The sequence below is a fragment of the Bacteroidales bacterium genome (genome assembly GCA_012517825.1).
GTDB lineage: Bacteria > Bacteroidota > Bacteroidia > Bacteroidales > JAAYUG01 > JAAYUG01.
Genome location: JAAYUG010000063.1, coordinates 1 through 20,994 on the forward strand (window position 1 = coordinate 1; position 20,994 = coordinate 20,994).

A 20,994-nucleotide genomic window follows, 5' to 3' on the forward strand; every position below is an offset into this window, starting at 1 on the left:
GGAGGGCAAAACCGGTGTTATTGATCTCTCCCGTACCGAAATTTATAAACTGAAAAGTACGGATAATAAAGGTTTTTTTGAATTTTTTGAATCGGTCTTGCGGGAAACGGAAAGCATCCAGCCCAAAATTCTGGTCGATATATCCTGTTTTCCGCGCCAGTGGATTGGTGCTTTGCTGCATTGTATGTTCATTACCAATCTTGACCGTTCAGAGGCTCATATTCTCCTGGCTTATTTTCCTTCTTCCTTTTATATGCCTCCCCGTATCAAAAAGGTGCGGGAGGCAAACCTGCTCATGGATTTCGAATGGAGCAGAAAGCGCGACCTGCCTGTTGCCTTGCTCATGATACTTGGCTATGACAATCATGCGGCACAGAATCTGATCGACCGGCTGAAACCAGATAAGGTTGTTGCCTTATATACTGCGCCCGACTTTGATAAAAGAATTACTGAAGAAATTGAAAGGAGGCATAAAAGGCTGATTGCGTCCCTGCCTCCGACGCAGGTTATAACATATCCCCTGCAAAACCTCCATAAAGTAAATGCTGTTTTTACTTCCGAGATTTTACGTTATCGGCTTACCCATAAAGTTTACATAGCTGTAATGGGTCCCAAAATCCTTACGGCCCTGTCTCTCGTTTTGCAGATACGTTACCCTGATGTAGAGGTTTGGGATCCCGGCGATATCGATTTGCATCCGAATCCTGTTCCTTCCGCTTTCCCTCCTCTTTTATACTATCTGCATTTCGAACAGACAGAAGATTTTTAAAAAGTTTCCTAAAAAGGCTATCTGTGGTAAATGCCTGCACCCGCAATCCGGCGATAGCGCAGAGCATAGAGGGTAAAGCGTAGAGAGAACTTATGCACTCCATTTCTTTATGCTTTACGCTCTGTTTCAGTGTTCCATAGTTTCATGGTTCCGGAGAAATAAGAGAAATTAACTACTTCCCCCGTCAGGGGATGGATTCCTTTACGATCAAAAGTTGGAACAAGGTGTGAACATTGTACACCATCAGTTGTTTTTTAGGCAGAAAAATCATAACTTGTATTGAATTAACTTTTAATAAAAATGGCTTTGTTCGAAATCAAAATGCCCAAAATGGGCGAAAGTATTGAAGAAGCAACTATTACCAAATGGTTTGTCAAGGAAGGTGACATGGTTCAGGAGGATGATGTCCTGCTGGAAATAGCTACCGACAAAGTGGACAGCGAGATTCCATCACCTGTTGCCGGAAAAGTTGCAAAAATTCTTTTTAAGGTAAACGACCTTGTTCCTGTTGGTAAAGTTGTTGCCCTGATTGACACAGAGGGAGGTGCCGGAACCACCGGGTCATCAGCTGCTGCGACATCAGTTGTTGAAGAAACTAAACAGCCGGAAGCACAGCCAAAAGCACCTGCCAGCAAGGCGGAATACAAGGAAGCCGATGCTCGTTTCTATTCCCCCCTCGTGCGCAGTATAGCTTCCCGGGAGCAGATCTCTCCCGAAGAATTGAGCAGAATCCCCGGTACAGGTCGTAATGGCCGTGTGCGGAAACAGGATATTCTTGCCTGGGTACAGAGCCGGGCAAAACAACCGGAAGTCGCTAAGACGGAGATAAAATCTGCTCCGGAAACTATTGCCGAAAAAGCCAAACCTTCGGTTTCTGTCTGGCCCGGAGATGAAGTGATTGAAATGGACCGGGTAAGAAAACTTATAGCCGATCATATGGTGATGTCGAAACGAACCGCTGCACATGTCACCAACATACTGGAGGCTGATGTGACAGAGCTGGTGATGTGGCGAAACAGAGTGAAAGATGAATTCGAAGCCAGAGAGAAACAGAAATTCACTTTTATGCCAGCGGTTACGCAGGCAGTAGCCCGTGCTCTGAGAGATTTCCCCAGGGTTAATATTTCGGTTGACGGCTATAATATCATTATGCGAAAAGCTGTCAATATAGGAATAGCAGTGGCTACCCCCGACGGAAATCTTATTGTCCCTGTGGTTAAAAATGCCGATCAGCTTAGCCTTACCGGGCTGGCCCTTGAAATCAACCGCCTGGCCGATTTGGCCCGCAAGGGCAAGCTCAGCCCCGACGATATTCAGGGTGGAACTTTTTCTATTACCAACTTTGGTACATTCCGCAACCTGATGGGAACACCGGTAATCAATCAGCCGCAGGCAGCCATTCTTGCCGTAGGCACCATTGAGAAAAAACCCGCCGTACTTGAAACCCCGTCAGGCGACGTGATTGCTATACGCCACAAAATGTATCTCTCTCTTACATACGATCACCGGGCTATCGACGGGGCGTTGGGCGGTGCTTTCCTCCGAAGAGTGGCCGATTACCTCGAAAAATTTGACACTACTGCAAAGGTTTGAATCATTAATTACCTGATAATATGAACGAACAGAAAAAATACCACATTAAAAAAACATCAAAGGAAATACTGGAAAAATGGTTTTATCTCATGACCCTCGGACGAAATCTTGACGAGCGGGCACCGAATTACCTGAAACAGGCTATTGGATGGTCGTATCATGCCCCCTACGCCGGACATGATGGAATCCAGCTCGCCATAGGGCAGGTATTCCGGAAAGGCTTTGATCATTTGTTCCCCTACTACCGCGATATGCTGACAGCGATCTCAGCCGGTCTGACCGCTGAAGAAATCATCCTCAACGGAATCAGCAAGGATACAGATGTAGCGGGTGGCGGCAGACACATGTCGAACCATTTTGCCAAACCGGCATGGAATATTCATAATGTTTCCTCTGCTACCGGCAATCATACATTGCATGCGGTTGGTGTGGCCCGTGCCATGAAATACTACAAGCATAACGGCGTGGCCATCTCTTCGCAGGGAGAATCTTCCCTTTCCGAAGGTTATGTTTATGAAGCTATTAATGGTGCTTCAAGAGAAAAATTGCCGGTGCTCTTTGTCGTTCAGGATAACGGTTTTGGTATATCTGTTCCGAAATACGAACAGACAGCCAACCGCAAGGCGGTAAACAACTTCAGCGGTATCAAAAACCTGAAAATATTTTTCTGCAACGGAAAAGATGTATTCGATTCCATGAATACCATGGAAGAAGCCCATCAATGGGTTCTCGAAAATCAGATGCCGGCCATAGTGCACGCAAACTGCGTCAGGATTCATTCCCATTCCAATTCTGACCGGCACGAACTCTACCGCGACCAGAACGAACTGAACTATGTGATGGAATACGACCCTCTTGCCAAATTCCGTCGCCTTCTTTTGCGGTATAACCGATTTACCGAAGAGGAACTTGTGGCTATTGAACAGAAGGTTAAGGAAGAGGTGAAGGAAGCTCACAGAAAAGCTATGAGCGCTCCTGACCCCGATCCGTCTTCCATATTTGATTTTGTCGTCCCCGAACCGTATATGCCCGAAAAATTCCCCGACGGAACCCATACATTTGAAGGGGAAAAGAAAAAGCTGATTGAAGCTCTTAATGAAACATTGAAGGAGGAATTCAGGTACAATCCCGATACCTTTCTCTGGGGTCAGGATGTGGCCCATAAGGAAAAGGGCGGGGTATTCAATGTCACCAAAGGACTTCAGAAAGAATTTGGAAAGGAACGGGTTTTTAATGCCCCCATTGCCGAAGATTATATTGTGGGTACTGCCAACGGAATGAGCCGCTTTGACCAGAAAATCAGAATCGTAATTGAAGGAGCAGAATTTGCCGATTATTTCTGGCCGGCCATGGAACAACTGGTCGATACATCTCATGATTACTGGCGAAGTAAGGGCCAGTTTTCGCCCAACATCACCATTCGCCTTGCCTCCGGCGGGTATATCGGAGGAGGTCTTTATCATTCGCAAACCATTGAGGGAGTTTTGACTACATTCCCTGGAATACGCGTTGTATATCCGTCGTTCGCCGACGATGCCGCCGGATTATTGCGCACTGCCATCAGGTCAAAAGGTGTCACTATGTTCCTTGAACCCAAAGCTCTTTATAATGCTCCCAAAGCGGCTACATCCATCCCTACTGATTTTGAGGTGCCTTTTGGAAAGGCCAGAATTCGAAGGGAAGGGGCTGATCTGACCGTTGTTACTTATGGAAATACCACCCATATGTGCCTTGAAGCCGCCGCTATGCTGAATGAAAAGCATGGTGCATCAGCTGAAGTGATTGACCTGCGTTCACTAAACCCGCTTGATGAAGAGACCATTCTTGCCTCGGTGAAAAAAACCGGGAAAGTCTTGGTTGTTCACGAAGACAAAGTCTTTGCAGGTTTCGGTGGGGAGGTTGCTGCCATAATAGCCGATAAAGCATTTGAATACCTTGATGCTCCGGTAAAGAGGGTAGGAGCAACTTATACTCCCGTAGGATTTAACCGGATTCTCGAAAAAGCCATTCTTCCTGATACGGACAAAATTTATACAGCAATGGAAGATCTGTTTTTTTTCTGATTCGTTGAACAGGAGAGAATTCCCTATCAGAAAAAATGAACGACAAGGATTAAATCTATGGTGTTTACAACAAAAAGCAAATAAAAATATCCGAAATGAAGAAAATAGCACTTATTTACAGCTTCAATACAAAAAAAACAGCCATCATAGCCGGGAAAATCCTCGAACGATTTGGCCCGGAACTGATTGAACCAATTAATGCTGAAGACATTGACGAAAAAACTTTTCTTTCATATGACAATTTGATTCTCGGAGTGCCAACCTGGTTTGACGGAGAATTGCCCAACTACTGGGATGAATTTGTACCTGCCCTCGAAGAAATGGACCTGAGCGGAAAAAAAATCGCCATTTTTGGGCTGGGTGATCAGGTGGGGTATCCGGAAAATTTCCTTGATGCCGTTGGCATTATGGCAGACCTTCTGGAGTCCAGAGGAGCCACCGTTGTAGGTTATACCTCGGCCGATGGGTATACCTTTGAACATTCCAGGGCACTTCGTAACGGCAAATTCTGCGGGCTTGCCATTGATTTTGAAAACCAGAACAAACTCACTGATGAACGCATCAACCAATGGGTTGAACAGTTGCGCAGGGAGTTTGAAATGGTTTAGGCCTGGGCTGGCTCTTTTCCTGTTCTAATATCCTGATCAGAGGATAATTAGTATTTAGGTTCCGATTTTTTAGTCTGAATGACTGTTTGAAAGATACTCTTTTTGTATCTTTACAGTTGTGGATTCAATTCTGAAAATACGGAACCGCATTTTCATTTTGTTTCTTGGCTTGCTCCTCGTAACTGACGGAGAAAGCCAGATTATCCCATTTAGAAATTATTCCATCAGGGAAGGGCTTCCTCAGAATTCTGTCGTCGCCGTATTTCAGGATTCAAAGGGCTATCTTTGGTTTGGAACTCAGGTGGGTATTGCCCGTTTTGACGGAAAATCCTTCAGGAACTATAACATATCTTCCGGTCTGTGCGGAAATACAGTTACTTCAATCCTTGAAGATAAAAAAGGCCAGCTGTGGATAGCTTCCCATGACGGTGGTGTTTCTGTGAGAAAAAAAGAGGTGTTTTATACCTTAAATAAAGACAGCGGGCTTGTTTCGAACGACATTAAATCTCTGTACCTCGATTCAGAGAATTCGGTCTGGTGTCTTTCAGAAAGCGGAATTTCTGTGATTTCATCCAATGGCATAACCAGTTTTACTGACCAGAACGGATTACCACATAACAACATTCTTGCCTGGTTTGAAGATTCAAAAAAGAGAATATGGGTTGGCACGCAAAATGGTGTTGCTGTATATGACGGAGAAAAGTGGACTTCCTTTACAACTGAAGTTGCCTATCAGATAGAAGGCAGGATTGAGAGCGTAGTATGGGCCATTGCTGAAGATGAAAAAGGGAAAATATGGATAGGAACACAGGGCGGGGGAGTGTTCGTTTATGACGGAAAAAATTTCCGCCATTTCACACAAAAAGATGGCCTTTCCGGAAACTATGTGCTCTCGATGGCTCAGGCACCCGATAAAACACTCTGGATGGGCCATTTCAGACAGGGTCTTACCCATTTCGACGGGGAGAAATTTCATGCCTATGCTACAACCCTGATCCCTAATGACTATATTCTGGGAATACAATTTGACCACCGGGGCCGCATTTGGGCAAGAACCTTACAGTCAGGGGTTGTTACAGGCACACCTGGCCAGTTCAGGATCCTTGGAAAACCAAACGGTCTTATTGACGACCGCGTTCAGGATATATGCATTGATGGTTCGGGAAACATCTGGATTGGAACCCTTGGTGGCGTTTCTATGTATGGTAAGGGCATTTTTGAAATCTATAATACTTCCTGCGGATTACCTGATAATAATATTGTCAGTGTTGCCTGCACCCATGACCAGAATGTATGGCTTGGCACCTACAATGAACTGGTGAGGCTTCAGGGGAACCGCATTACGGTATTTCCGCAAACCAGGGGACTTTATGAAAGTGTGATTCTGAGCCTGTTCGAAGACAGCCGCCATCAGCTATGGATAGGTTCCTACGGTTCACTGGTAAAACGTACCGCAGGTAGCATGGTCAAAATTAAGGCAGATGAACTGTATCATGGTGACAATGGAATTTATTCCCTTTCGGAAGACAAAAACGGAAATTTATGGCTTGCCACGGAATCAGGAGCATGGAAATTCGACGGTAAATCATTGGTACGATTTGGCTTGCAGGAGGGCCTTTCCGGAGAAAATGTGAAGAAGATCCTTCCGGATGGCAGAAATAATCTATGGTTTGTTACAACTGAGGGATTGACTGTAAAAACGCCGCACCGAATTCAGACATTTACTGCCCGCAACGGACTGCCTTCCGACGCCTGCACTGACATTGCTGCTGCCGGTGACAGCCTTTTCTGGATAGGCACGGAAGGGGGATTGGTTGAGATTGTCCCGGCTGCTGATACCTTCAGAATACGAAAGGTATATTCGCTCCAGAACGGATTAGCCTCCAATACCATTTATTTGCTCCTGTTCGACAGGCAAAAATCACTGTGGATAGGGCATGAGAAAGGGCTGAACCGGATCGATATTCTCACTCAGAAAATATTCTATTACGGAGCATCTGACGGGTTCCTTCCAGTGGAAACCAACCTGAATGCCGTAAGTATGGATGCAAGGAACCATATATGGTTTGGAACTGTCGGTGGTGCTGTTGAGTATTTCCCTGAAAATGACATACTTGCCTCTGATGCCCCGAAAACCTACATCACCGGAATACGGCTTTCCGGAACCGATGTACCTATCGGTAACTATATCAGGCAAGTTGATTCTCTTACTGGTCTGCCTCTTGACTTAAAGCTCCCATACAACCGGAGTTCTCTGATATTTGATTTTGTCGGGCTCCATTATACCATACCTGAGAAGGTAAAGTACCAGTACAAGCTGGATGGTTATGACGAACAATGGTCTGAACCGGTTACACAGAATTTTGCCGAATACAAAAAACTTCCCAACGGACATTACCGTTTTCTGGTGAAAGCCTGCAACAGTGACGGTATATGGAATCCTGAACCTGTTTCTTTCTCTTTCCAGATCAAACCGCCGTTCTGGAAAACACCCTGGTTTGTTTTAATCGTTGTTGCCCTGGGTGTGGCTGTGATTGTGGAAATTATTCGTTATCGTGAACGTAAATTACAGGAAGATAAAAGAATACTCGAGCAGAAAGTGCGGGAAAGAACAGCTCAGATTGAGCAACAGAAAAAGGAAATTGAGGAAAAGAACGAAGAGTTGCAGCAACAGCAGCTTGAGATCCTGGCGCAGAGAGATGAAATTGAACGCCAGCGCGATATTGCAACTCAACAACGCGACCAGATTGCATTGCAGAAAAAGGAGATAACCGACAGCATCCATTATGCAAGCCGCATCCAGTCTGCCATCATACCCTCCCGTGAAACGGTTCTTTCAGTATTGCCCGAGCATTTCATCCTCTTCATGCCCCGGGATATTGTCAGCGGTGATTTCTATTGGGTTACAAAGCATGATAACAGAATTGTTATTGCCGCTACTGATTGTACCGGTCACGGTGTACCGGGTGCATTTATGAGCATGTTGGGAGTCACCCTGCTGAATGAGATCGTAAATAAGGAAGATACTTTTCAGGCAAGTTTGATTCTTGATAAATTAAGAGAAAATGTGAAAATCACCCTGTCACAAACCGGAAAAGAAGACGAAGCAAAAGACGGAATGGATATCGCACTGTGCGTTGCTGATACACAGAACCATACAATGCAGTTTGCCGGTGCCAACAATCCGTTGTACATCATCAGAGAGGGAGAACTTATCGAATATAAAGGCGATAATATGCCTATTGGGATCCATGCCGGAGAGGAAAGACCCTTCACCAACCATATTATTGACGTTAAACCGGGTGACAGGTTTTATATCTTTTCTGATGGATTTGCTGACCAGTTCGGAGGCCCTGAAGGCTCCAAATTCAAAGCCAAACCCTTTAAACGCCTACTTCAGCAGATTCATTCCTACCCCATGGAAAAACAGCATGAACTTCTGCTCGATGCCTTTCTGCAGTGGAAAGGAAATCTTGACCAGGTAGACGATGTGTTAGTTATTGGATTTTGTCTGAAATAAACAAAAGAAATCAAATGGTTTTCTTTTATCGTCCTTTCATCATGTTTTGAAGGTATTTTGTCAAATTGAACATAACCTTTATCAATATCAACCGTACAACTAAAAGGTTCTAAATAAAAAATGCCTATGAAATCAAAAATTACCCTTTTAACTGTGCTCATGCTTCTGGCTGTTTTCAGCCTGAAAGCCCAGGTACCCCCTTCCTTCCGCTGGTCAGATTTTGCCAGTACCACCGGAACTGTAAACGCAGATAAGATTGTTCCTTTACCCGACGGCTCTGTGATTGTAGCAGGATCTTTTTATGCTGAGTCATTAACATTTGGAGCGACAACCATTAAGGGTTTTTGGGGTGGTGAAGGTAATTCTGCATTTGTTGCCCGCTATAACAAAGATGGCAGTTTAATGTGGGCAAAATCGGTCTATTTCTCCTCTCTTAATTGGGGAAATATTGGGATTGAAAGTGTTCTCATTCAACCCGATATGAATCCTCTTCTGGTGCTTTCCGGTTCCGGTGATACATTGGTTATGCCCGACGGAAAAATTATGAAGGTTCCTTCAGGGATTAATATCAACGTGTTTATGAAGCTTGACCTGAATACCGGAAATCAGTCAGCCGTCAATTATCTATATGCTGAAAATGGTTATTTGGACTTCCAGGGGTGCGATATTGATAAGGACGGCAATATTGTTTTTATCGGAAATGTGAACGGCGACTCTCTCTATTTATCCAGAACCGCAACGGAACCTGTGGCATTGCAGGGAGGAAATTTTTATCAGTCCTGTCTCATCAAATACGATAGGAATTTGAACAATGCCTTGTGGTATAACTTATGGACAGTTGATGACATTTCCTACCAGATGTCAGCTACCTCGGTTAAAATCGATCCTTCTAACCAAAACATAGTTGTAGCCGGATATTTTAATGGGACCATCCGTTTTGATGCTGAAAATTCATTGACTGCAGCAAGCCAGTACGATATGTTTATTGCCGGATATAATATGGACGGTCAAATACTGTTTAAGTTGGCGGGAGAAGGAGAAGGCGATGAATATTCCGGTGAAGTAATTTTTGATAAAGATGGTTATTGCTACATTTCCGGAGTTTCTTCAAGTTATCAGGTTACGTTTGGAAACCACACAGTTTCTGGACTTTCTGGTGACGGACAGTTTGATGTTTTCGGATTAAAAATGGACAATAGCCAGCTTTCCCAGCCGTTGGGTTCTGTTGTTATCAATACGATGCTGAACTTTTATACCCCGGGATCTACCCTTAATAAGATCAAATATATCAAAGATGAAAATAAAATTCTTTGGCTTACTGCCTTCAGGGCCGGAACTCTGGTTGCCGGTCAGGTAAATTTACCCAAAGTAACGCCGGTAGGAGCTTTCAGCTCACCTGAGTATGCAGTTTTATGCCTTGATCCCGTTTCCGGTCAGTTTCTGTGGGGGCAGAACTTTGGCTACAACATTGATTATGAAACAACCTTTGCATCAACACTGAATTCATCAGGAGCCTACTTTGCATTGCCTCTTACCAATTATTATAATTTGTATCTTACCGGAGACAAGGTGTTGATCAATAACATATCAGGATCTCAGGGTTTTGCTGTTCTCCATGTGAGTATGGAAGGAGCATTGGACTATATCAAAACGGTATTGCCGGCCAGTCCATCTGATTATTTTAACATTTATGGAATATCTCTTCTCCGGACAGGGCGTGTTATGGTGACAGGGTCATATACGAGCCCGTCGCAATTTTCTCTTGACGGAAACCTGTTGCCAGGTACCAACGGGGACTATTTTTTTGCAGCGGCTCTTGGTTATGGCATTCAGGGAACAGTTTATACCCCCAATCAGGAGCCTGTCACCAAAGGCGTTGTAAAACTTTTTGGTGTCAATACGGATACCCGCGGTATTGAAATAGAAAAATCTGATATTTCGGGTTCAGGAAAATATGAATTCTTTTCTGCACCATCATCGGGTTTTGCCATTTTCGCAGAACCTGATCCGGTTTTATATCCAAATCTACTGGGTACCTATTATGGAAATGTAAACCGCTGGGTCAATATTCCGGCAGTTGATCTTTCCGTCGCTGCAGCTCCTGTTTTCGATATTTTCCTCAGGGAACGTCCCGCAATCACAGGAGCCAATTCAGCTGATGGCTCAGTGGCTTTTGCCGATGACTATCTGTTCGATGTTGCCAAACGTCTGAAATCAATTGAAGGGAAACCGGTTAAATCAGCCTCTGTCGTTCTCGTGGGCAGAACAAAAGGTGACGGCGAAAATATTATCGCCCAAACCTATACCGATGATTACGGTTACTTTACTTTTTCCAATATCCCCGATGGCTCTTACACTGTCATAGTTGATATACCCGGTTATCAGCATAAACAGTTTTTTGATTTTGATGTAACCGGTGGTCAGGGTGTTTCCGGCATCAATTACCTTGTTACCGAGGAGGGAATCATTCTTCGTCCCCTGGGAATAAAGGATCCTGTTTCAACGCATAATTTCAGGATCTATCCCAATCCCGCTTCCGGGGTAGTGACAATTTCTGCCCGGCAGCCGGGCAATTACCTGGTGGAATTGTTCAGCCTGTCCGGCCAGAAAGTTACTGGTACCACTATGGCGCTGAATGAAGGAGAATCCCGTATGGAACTTACGGGCATTGCTCCGGGTGTTTATCACCTCAGAATCTCGGGCAATAACAATACGTTTAATTCTAAACTTATCGTTCAGTAATCGGGAATAGCTCAAAAAAGAACCGGTCAGCTCATTTTCCTGGCCGGTTTTTTTCATTTATAGGTATGTTTTATAGCATATTTTAAAGATATTTCTTTTCTTTGCATTTCATACCAATATTCTTTTTGCCCCATGGAAACAGAACGCGTTTATGTATTTGATACAACCCTTCGCGATGGAGAGCAGGTTCCCGGATGCCAGCTCAACACAATAGAAAAGATAGAAGTGGCAAAAGCACTGGAAGAGCTTGGAGTGGACATAATTGAAGCTGGTTTTCCCATCTCCAGTCCCGGTGATTTCAATTCAGTTGTCGAAATATCCAAGGCGGTATCTGAGCCGGTGATCTGCGCACTGACAAGGGCTGTTAAGAAAGATATCGACGTGGCTGTTCAGTCGCTTCAGAAGGCTAAACGGGCCCGCATCCATACCGGTATTGGTACATCCGACTATCACATTAAATACAAATTCAATTCCACCAGGGAGGAGATTATTGAACGGGCAGTGGAGGCAGTTAAATATGCCAGGAAGTTTGTGGATGATGTCGAATTTTATGCAGAAGATGCCGGCAGAACCGAAAATGCTTTTCTGGCAAAGGTAGTAGAAGCCGTCATTAAAGCCGGAGCAACGGTAGTCAATATCCCGGATACCACCGGATACACCATTCCCCAGGAGTATGGAGAGAAAATAAAATACCTTTTTGAACATGTATCCAACATCCATAAAGCAATTATTTCCACTCACTGCCATAACGACCTCGGCCTGGCTACTGCCAATTCTCTGGCAGGTATCCTGAACGGTGCACGCCAGGTGGAAGTTACTATTAACGGAATAGGCGAACGTGCCGGCAATACTTCCCTCGAAGAAGTTGTTATGATTTTGAAAAGCCGGAAAGACATCAAACTGGATACAGGCATTAATACCCGGAAAATATTCGCTACCAGCCGGCTGGTATCTACCCTTATGCGGATGCCTGTTCAGCCCAACAAGGCTATCGTCGGAAGGAATGCATTTGCTCATTCCTCAGGAATACACCAGGATGGAGTACTGAAGCACAGAGAGAATTATGAAATTATCGACCCGAAAGATGTCGGTGTGAGCGAATCATCAATTATTCTTACAGCCCGGAGCGGAAGGGCCGCCCTCAAGCACCACCTCGAACGCCTTGGATTTAAGTTCGGAAAACAAAAACTGGATGAAATTTACCAGAAGTTCCTTGAACTGGCAGATAAGAAAAAAGACATAACCGACGAAGATCTTATGGTGCTGGCCGGTGCTCAGGAACGTGCCGACAGAAGCATCAAACTGGATGCCCTTACGGTGGTATGCGGAAAATCTGCCGTGCCTGTTGCAACGGTCAGGTTACTGCTTTTCGGAGTTCCGGTTACTGAAACAGCCACCGGAAATGGGCCGATCGATGCCTCGTTTACTGCTGTGAAGAAAATTATCAAAAAGAAGGTTCGTCTGGAAGAATTTCTGGTGCAGGCAATTACCAGAGGCAGCGATGACCTGGGGAAAGTTCATGTCCAGATTTCCTATAAAGGAAACATCTATTATGGTTTCGGTGGCAGTACGGATATTATTACTGCCTCTGTAGAAGCATTTATCGATGCCATTTCCAATATCATTAATCTTTAGTCTGTTGTATCATTATGGGGAAAACATTGTTCGATAAGATCTGGGATAAGCATGTGGTTGAAAGCATTCCCGACGGACCGGATGTTCTTTATATTGACCGGCATTATATTCATGAAGTGACCAGCCCCCAGGCCTTTGCCGGGCTGGACCAGCGAGGAATCAAGGTATTCCGGCCTGATAAGGTCGTGGCAACCCCCGATCACAACGTTCCTACCATTAACCAGCATCTGCCGATTAAAGACGAGCTTTCGCGCATCCAGGTCGAAAAACTTACGGAAAACTGCCGCCGCCACGGAATCACGCTTTACGGCCTTAACCATCCGTATCAGGGTATAGTTCATGTGATCGGACCTGAACTGGGTTTGACCTTGCCCGGAATGACCATTGTTTGCGGCGACAGCCATACTTCTACCCATGGGGCTTTTGGTGCCCTGGCTTTCGGAATCGGAACCAGCGAAGTGGAAATGGTATTGGCTTCTCAGTGCATAATGCAGCCAAAACCAAAAAAAATGCGGATTACCGTCAATGGTAAGCTCGGAAAAGGTGTTTCAGCAAAAGACCTCATTCTTTTCATCATTTCCCGTATCACCGCTGGCGGAGGCACAGGATACTTCATCGAATATGCCGGCTCAGCCATACGTTCCCTGTCAATGGAAGGAAGAATGACGGTCTGCAATATGAGCATCGAAATGGGAGCAAGGGGAGGACATATTGCTCCTGATGAGGTCACTATTGCTTATCTGAAAGGAAGAGAGTTCGCTCCCAAAGGATCAGATTGGAATGCAGCAGTTGAGGCATGGAAAAGCCTGGCATCTGACCCCGATGCCGTTTTCGACAGGGAGATAAGTTTCAATGCAGAAGAAATAGAACCAATGATCACATACGGAACCAATCCCGGTATGGGTATCCCTATAACCGGCATTGTCCCCGACGGTTCCGGTTTATCAGAACAGGAAAAAATTACCTTCGGAAAGGCTTTGAAATATATGGGGGTGGAACCCGGAAAACCCTTGCTCGGCAAAACAATTGACTATGTATTTGTAGGCAGTTGTACCAACGGAAGGATTGAAGACCTCCGGGAAGTTGCCCGGCTCATTAAGGGGCGCCAGAAAGCTTCCCACGTAACGGCATGGATTGTGCCAGGTTCAAAACAGGTTGAAAAACAGGCTTATGAGGAAGGAATTGTTGCTGTACTCGAGGAAGCCGGGTTCAAACTGCGTCAGCCTGGCTGCAGTGCCTGTCTGGCAATGAATGAGGACAAAATTCCTCCCGGCAAATATGCGGTTTCTACCTCAAACAGAAACTTTGAAGGCCGCCAGGGACCAGGGGCAAGGACCTTTCTGGCAAGTCCCGCTACAGCAGCTGCCGCTGCCGTCGCCGGCAAAATTGTTGATCCCCGTGAATTTTTCTGATGAACTATGATCCAACCCTTTTTAAAATCTGATATCAAATGGCAAGAGAACCATTTCAGAAACTGACTTCAACCGCCGTTCCTCTTCCGGTCGAAAACGTCGATACCGATCAAATAATACCGGCACGTTTTCTTAAAGCAACTTCACGTGAAGGATTCGGTACAAACCTCTTCAGGGACTGGAGATACCTTTCCGACAATACACCTAACCCGGACTTTGTACTGAACAACCCTTCCTTTTCAGGTAAAATCCTTCTGGCCGGGAAAAATTTCGGAAGCGGCTCCAGCAGGGAACATGCTGCATGGGCTATTTACGACTATGGGTTTCGCGTGGTGGTTTCAAGTTTTTTTGCTGATATCTTCCGGAACAATGCTTTAAACAATGGATTGCTGCCGGTGCAGGTTTCAGAAGACTTTCTGAGGCAATCGTTCGATAGTGTACAGAATCATCCCGAAACTCTTTTTACTGTTGATCTGGAAAATCAGATAATAACGAACCATCATACCGGTGCTTCTGAAAAATTTGAAATCAATCAGTACAAAAAATATTGCCTTCTTAAAGGATTAGACGACTTTGATTACCTGATGAGCATAAAAGAAAAAATAGTCCGTTTTGAAAGTCAGTATAAATTATTTTAACGTATGTCGTTTATAAAAGTAGCCGTTTTACCTGGAGATGGAATAGGTCCCGAAGTAGTGGCTCAGGCTGTAAAGGTACTTAATGCAGTTGCTGCCAGGCATAAATTTGTCGTTCAGCTGGAAGAAGCTCTTATCGGAGCCGTTGCAATTGATAAAACCGGAAATCCTTTGCCTCCCGAAACTGTTGATTTATGCCGGAACTCTGATGCCGTTCTGCTGGGTGCGGTCGGGCATCCGAAATTTGACAACGACCCCTCAGCTAAGGTGCGCCCTGAACAGGGTCTGCTCGGAATCCGCAAGGCACTCGGACTGTTTGCCAATATCCGGCCTGTTGCAACCTATCCGTTACTCTATAAAGCATCCCCCCTTCGTGAAAACCTTTTGCGGAATGTTGATTTTGTCATTTACAGAGAATTAACAGGAGGAATCTATTTCGGCAATAAGGGCAGAACAAACAATGGAGAAGAAGCGTACGATCATTGCCTCTATTCCCGGCAGGAAATTCTCAGAATTGCAAAGATGGCATTTGAATCTGCCAGGAAAAGAAAGAAACATCTGACCCTGGTTGATAAGGCCAATGTGCTCGAAACTTCCCGGCTCTGGCGCGAAACGGTCAGAAATATGGCGCCGGATTACCCCGATGTGCAGGTTGACTATATGTTTGTTGATGCCGCTTCAATGAAAATCATCCAGAACCCGTCTTTTTTTGATGTGGTGCTGACGGAAAATATGTTCGGGGATATCCTTACCGATGAGGCTTCGGTAATCACCGGGTCTATTGGCATGCTGCCCTCGGCATCCCTGGGTGAAAACAAAGGCCTTTTTGAACCCATCCACGGCTCATGGCCGGAAGGAGCAGGAAAAAACATCGCCAATCCATACGGTACCATTCTTTCTGTTGCCATGATGATGGACTACCTCGGTTTTACCGATGCCGCTTCTGATATCCGGAAGAGCGTAACCGTTGCCCTGGAAAACAAAATAGTAACCGGTGATATTGACCCGCATTATGCAAGGTCTACCGAAGAAATTGGAGACTATATTGCCAATACCATTGGTGGATAGGTTTCTTTTTGTCTGAAAATAAGCTGGAACCAGGAAAACACTCACAGATTGCCATTGGTTTTCCGCTATCCATTATATTATTAACCCTCCTGATGCTAACCATGCAGAATATAAAAGCCGCCGGGTTTTCCAGCGGCTTTTATATTCTATTGTATCATACAATACTTTCCTGTCACCTGCTATTCATCTTCACTGGGTATGTTTTCAATATCTTCATCCGGCCCTGCTACAAAGTCTTCTGCATCGTCTACCCCCGGTGCGACCGTATCGTCTTCGGCAAAACTGGGTTCAATAAAATCTTCGTCTTCCAGGGTGTCAATTTTAACATCCACCTTGACCAGGTAACTGGCATCAGGCGTATCAAGCGTTACCGCATAATAGACCTTATCGTTGGGGGCATTGATTTTCATTACATATTCCAGGTAACCGGTCGGGTACTTCTTCTTGAAAAGATCCAGCAGTTCAGGAGACAAATTATGGTAACTTACAATCAGCCTCTTCTTGCCCGATGAAGCTGTTGCTGAAGGGGCTTTTTTTCCGGCAGGTGCTTCCAGGGTCCGGGTTTTTGTTTCTCCTTTCTTGGTAACTGCAACCTTCTTTTCTTTTTCGGCAGGCTTTTTCTTCAATTTGCCGTCCTTCTCAGCTGTCGCTGCCGCCTTCGGAGCACTTTTCCCCGATTTACTGCCCGTACTCTTTTTTATGGACCGAACGGATTTCGATTCCTTTGCCATAAAGAAGTCAATTTTATGGTGCAATAATAATGGTTTAATTGATTTAACAATACAGCTTCGAAAAATTTTTTTAAGAATTGTTTTTTATGCTGTAAAAGGTACAATTTTTATTTTAGAATTATAGGGCCATGAGTTACTGCTTTCAGCACGAATATTGAGATGATAATTATAGACCGTCAGGGCTCTTGCTATGCCGGGGTATGCAAACTGATCCCGCTTGCCGTATAAATAGCCTTTAACAAAAACAGGGAAACAATTTTACCGGATATGCAATTTGAAGAAGAGAAAAATTATTTGGTCAATATAAAACAGCCGGTTAGCGCATTACGCCAACCGGCTGTTGAATGAAATTACCGGGTAAGCAATTTATTGTTTCAGTTCCCTGGGGCTTTTCCCCTGACGCCAGTGCTCTTCAATTTTTTCAAGGGTTACCTTTTTCGTTTCAGGTATGTAAAAATACCCCCAGATCAGGCCCAGAATCCCAATCAATGCATAGAGGAAAAAGGCGCCTGCCGGATTACCCAGGTCTTCTCCTTTCAGGACAATAGCTGTTCCTGGCAGGGTGAGGGCCTTGACAATTTTGAAGAAGGTGAAAGCCACAATCCCGTTGAACAGCCAGTTGGACAGAGCTCCGATACTGGAACCAATACCACGGACACTCAATGGGAAGATTTCCGAAATGATCAGCCAGCCCAAAGGACCCAGGCTGATGGCGAAGAAGGCAATATACACCCAAACAAGTGAAATGGTTATCCATTTGATGGAGTCGCCCAGGGTGGCCTGAAGCGCAAAACAGGTACCCATGGCAATCAGGGCAACTACCAGACCGGTCAGTCCGATGAAATACAACTTCCTTCGTCCCAGTTTATCTATGAGGAAAAGGGAAAGAATGGTAAAGGCCACATTGACAACACCAACGCTCACAGATGCCCATACAGCCGCCTGTGCATCGGCAAAACCCGACATCAGAAAGATTTTGGGGCTGTAGTAAATGATGGTATTAATGCCTGTAAACTGCTGCACGAACATAATTCCTACGGCAATAATCAAAGGAACCCGTAACCATTTTTTAAATATCTCTGACCAGATAACTTTATGTTTGCGGTCTTCTTCCAGGTCACTCCTCATCTTCGAAATAACATCTTCTACAAGATCAGGATCTTCCACTTTCTGAAGAACTTTTCTGCATTCTTCTTCACGTCCTTTACTGATCAGCCAGCGCGGAGTTTCCGGCAGGAAGATCATGCCAATGAACATGACAAGGGCGGGAATGGCGCCCATATAAAACATGGGTCTCCAGCACTCAGTGTAGGCAGGATGATTATCAGGTACAGTGAAAATGGAATCGCTGAGATACGAAACCATAATACCAATGGTAATGAGAAGCTGAAAAAGAGAAACCAGAGTCCCCCGGATCCTCGTGGGCGATATCTCAGCAATGTAAAGAGGAACAGAGAAAGAAGACACTCCGATGGCAATGCCAAGGAAAAATCGTGCAACCATTAGCATAGGTGCCGAAGGTGCTGAACCTGACCAGAGAGCACCAATAATGAAAATAACAGCTGCCGATAAAATTACCTTCTTCCGCCCGATAATATCGGTAATTCTTCCGCTGAACATGGCTCCGATTACTGCACCAATCAGCCCCGAAGTGGTAATTATTTCCACCCAGTCGTTCCCGATATTAAAAGCTTTCTGAAAAAAGGGAATTGCACCCGATATAACTCCGGTATCAAAACCGAAGAGCAGACCACCCAATGCCGCTACAGCGGCAATGACAATCACCAGCAATTTGTTTTGTTTCACCTGATTATTAGCCATACTTCATAGTTTTTTTGATACAAAATATTTTTAAATCATGCCTTAAATATACAATTTGGATTTTTATCTGATTCGCAACGCAACCTTATTTTGATATTTTTATTGCCGGAATTTTGGTATTTTTACTCTGAACAACGGAGAACAACTATGATTACTAAATATTTGCACCTGCGGCATTTATTCCTTCCGGCATTCTTCGTCATCACCTGCCTTATGGGTCACAGCCAGTCAAAAAATCTTGTCCTGAACCCCGGTTTTGAGCAGTATATTAAATGTCCCGTAAGTCATGTTCAAACCGAACCCAAACGTTTTCTGGCTCCTGATTGGACCTATCCTACCCAGGGTTCTCCTGACTATTTTCACCGTTGCAGTACAGGTGATGCAGGAGTTCCTAATAATTTTGCCGGTGTGAGCGAACCGCATTCAGGCGATGCTTATGTAGGCGCCATTTTAAGCGGAACGGAAGATGAATACCGCGAATACATTCAGGGACGACTGTCCGCTCCGCTGGAAAAGGGAAAAAAATACTGTGTCAGTTTCTGGGTGGAACTTGCTTCAATGTCACGCTTTGCTGTCGATCAGCTTGGCCTTAAATTTTATGACTCTGAACAAAAAAGTGAAATCAAGACAGCCCTGGGAGGAATTCCTGATATCAGCAACCAGCCGGGCCTTTTTCTCGACAATACAACCCAATGGAAACAAATATGCGCCGTTTATACTGCCCGCGGTGGTGAAGATTATTTCATCATCGGCAACTTCCATAATTATGAATCTACCAATTATGTGGTGACCAATAAAAATGTCAAAAACCTCCGTGACAAAACTTATGCCTACTATTACTTTGATGATGTTTCCGTCAAACCCCTCGATAATTGCAAAGATTGCCCCTGCGTTAACCAGGATTTAAAGGTTTTCCTGAAAGATACTTCTTATACCGGCGGGCGAAATCCGTATACAGGCCGGATTACGAAAATTATTAACGACGGAAAAATTTCCCTTGAAATCCAGGGAGGCAATCCGCCTTATTCCATTCAATGGTCCAATCAGGCAACGGGTACAACCCTCACCAATCTTCCGGCCGGAACTTACTCATTTAAGGTAACCGACCAGTTTAATTGTTCTGCTGCCGGTTCCATCACTTTTATCGAACCCAAACTTCCGGAGGACGAGTTTCTTGCAGGACTCAAAAACATTGAAGAAGGATCATCCATCATTCTGAAGAACATTTTCTTTGAGTTCAATAAAACTACCCTGCTGCCGGCTTCCTTTGAAGAACTGAACAAGGTTGTCAGCTTTATGAAAGAATCGAACGTGAGCCTTATTGAGATTTCAGGCCATACCGACAGCGAAGGTTCCGATGAGTACAACCGGAAGCTGTCCGACGGAAGGGCAAAGGCTGTGGTGGATTATCTTGTGTCGCAGGGAATTGAACCGGCACGCCTTCGTGCAGTCGGATACGGAGAATCCAGACCCATTGATACCAACGCTACTCCTGAAGGACGCGCACAGAACCGCCGGGTCGAATTTATGCTGGTGAAAAAATAACTGCCGTATGCGTCAACAGAAAGAAAATAAGAGGCACATTGGCAATGAGCCCATGCATCCATACCGTAATCGTTACAAAATGCACATCATGATGAAGAACAATCGTTTTTCGCTTTTTTCTCTCCTGGCAATATTGATTTCATTGTTGGTTTCCGGTTCCATTCTTGCCCAGAATGTTGACCGTGCTTACCGGCTCATCGAGAAGGGCGAGTTCGATAAAGCGGAGGAAATTCTTATCAAAGCCTACAGCTCTGATTCATCAAAAGCAACTGTAAATCTTGGGCTTGCTCTGGTCTATTCGGCTGATTCCTATCCCCGGCACAATTATTTTAAAGCATGGCAGCATATGCTGGTGGCCGGAAAAAACATCGACGCTGCTTCCGAGGATGAGAAGGAGGCGATGAAGCAACTCTTGTTCAATATCGAGTCACTGAAAAATAACTGGCCTCTGAAACAAAAATATGAATTCCGCCAGAAAGATATTGAAAATAAGCTGATTAAGTATGTGAGGGAAGAGAAGGATCTGGATATGGTAAATGAGTTCATTGCCCGTTTCCCCGATTCAAAATTTTATGAAAATGTTGTCCATATAAGGAATTACCTTGAATTCGGAAGGGCAATCCAGGATAATACTATCGAATCCTACGACCGTTTCATTGCAAAATTCCCTGATGCAGCGCAGGTTCCCGAGGCAATTGAATTACGGAACGTGCTGGCCTTCGATCTGGCCCGTAAAGCTAATACCATTCAGGCCTACAATGATTTTCTCAAAAAGTATCCCGGCGCGGCGCAGGTCATTGAAGCTACTCATCTGAGGGATGAGCTTGCCTTTGAGGAAGCCAGAAAGCAAAA

General features: G+C 44.8%; 14 protein-coding genes and 1 other annotated feature. Of the genes, 12 read left to right on the plus strand and 2 right to left on the minus strand.

Annotated elements, in window-relative coordinates; all coding sequences use genetic code 11:
• The 10 genes from GX419_04070 to leuB all read left to right on the plus strand — a co-directional run.
• Positions 1–769: hypothetical protein (locus GX419_04070; protein ID NLI23867.1), on the plus strand; the 769-nt coding region annotated here is incomplete at its 5' end.
• A gap of 300 nt (positions 770–1,069) precedes the next feature.
• Complete coding sequence (locus GX419_04075) at positions 1,070–2,362, plus strand: 2-oxo acid dehydrogenase subunit E2 (GenBank protein ID NLI23868.1); 1,293 nt, start codon at positions 1,070–1,072, stop codon at positions 2,360–2,362.
• Positions 2,363–2,382: 20 nt separating this feature from the next.
• A complete protein-coding gene (locus tag GX419_04080; protein ID NLI23869.1) occupies positions 2,383–4,425 on the plus strand; it encodes a 2-oxoisovalerate dehydrogenase in 2,043 nt (680 codons plus the stop codon).
• 95 nt (positions 4,426–4,520) lie between these two features.
• Complete coding sequence (locus tag GX419_04085) at positions 4,521–5,033, plus strand: flavodoxin (GenBank protein ID NLI23870.1); 513 nt, start codon at positions 4,521–4,523, stop codon at positions 5,031–5,033.
• Between the two features lie 118 nt (positions 5,034–5,151).
• Positions 5,152–8,553, plus strand: a complete 3,402-nt coding sequence (locus tag GX419_04090; protein NLI23871.1) for a SpoIIE family protein phosphatase — start codon at positions 5,152–5,154, stop codon at positions 8,551–8,553.
• Positions 8,554–8,679: 126 nt separating this feature from the next.
• Positions 8,680–11,295 carry a T9SS type A sorting domain-containing protein gene (locus tag GX419_04095; protein ID NLI23872.1) on the plus strand — a complete coding sequence of 872 codons (2,616 nt, stop codon included), beginning with the start codon at positions 8,680–8,682 and terminating at the stop codon, positions 11,293–11,295.
• Positions 11,048–11,096: a sequence feature (possible 23S ribosomal RNA but 16S or 23S rRNA prediction is too short), on the minus strand. It overlaps the preceding gene by 49 nt.
• Positions 11,296–11,427: 132 nt before the next feature.
• The gene (locus tag GX419_04100) at positions 11,428–12,930 is read left to right on the plus strand and encodes a 2-isopropylmalate synthase (GenBank protein ID NLI23873.1); all 1,503 of its coding nucleotides are present in this window, start codon (positions 11,428–11,430) and stop codon (positions 12,928–12,930) included.
• 11 nt (positions 12,931–12,941) lie between these two features.
• Positions 12,942–14,342 carry a 3-isopropylmalate dehydratase large subunit gene (leuC, locus tag GX419_04105; protein NLI23874.1) on the plus strand — a complete coding sequence of 467 codons (1,401 nt, stop codon included), beginning with the start codon at positions 12,942–12,944 and terminating at the stop codon, positions 14,340–14,342.
• A 38-nt stretch (positions 14,343–14,380) separates the two neighbouring features.
• Positions 14,381–14,980 (plus strand): 3-isopropylmalate dehydratase small subunit, encoded by a 600-nt coding sequence (leuD, locus tag GX419_04110; protein ID NLI23875.1) that lies wholly within the window; start codon positions 14,381–14,383, stop codon positions 14,978–14,980.
• 3 nt (positions 14,981–14,983) lie between these two features.
• Positions 14,984–16,045, plus strand: coding sequence for a 3-isopropylmalate dehydrogenase (leuB, locus tag GX419_04115; protein ID NLI23876.1), 1,062 nt, complete (start codon positions 14,984–14,986; stop codon positions 16,043–16,045).
• Positions 16,046–16,224: 179 nt separating this feature from the next.
• On the opposite strand, the gene GX419_04120 is transcribed toward leuB, so the two are convergent.
• Both GX419_04120 and GX419_04125 read right to left on the minus strand, forming a co-directional pair.
• Complete coding sequence (locus tag GX419_04120) at positions 16,225–16,776, minus strand: hypothetical protein (protein NLI23877.1); 552 nt, start codon at positions 16,774–16,776, stop codon at positions 16,225–16,227.
• 366 nt (positions 16,777–17,142) lie between these two features.
• Positions 17,143–18,597, minus strand: coding sequence for a sugar porter family MFS transporter (locus tag GX419_04125; protein NLI23878.1), 1,455 nt, complete (start codon positions 18,595–18,597; stop codon positions 17,143–17,145).
• A 147-nt stretch (positions 18,598–18,744) separates the two neighbouring features.
• Here GX419_04125 and GX419_04130 point away from each other — a divergent pair, with 147 nt between their 5' ends.
• Both GX419_04130 and GX419_04135 read left to right on the plus strand, forming a co-directional pair.
• A complete protein-coding gene (locus tag GX419_04130) occupies positions 18,745–20,142 on the plus strand; it encodes an OmpA family protein (GenBank protein ID NLI23879.1) in 1,398 nt (465 codons plus the stop codon).
• 7 nt (positions 20,143–20,149) lie between these two features.
• Positions 20,150–20,994 (plus strand): hypothetical protein (locus GX419_04135; protein ID NLI23880.1); only part of this gene is annotated, 845 nt, incomplete at its 3' end.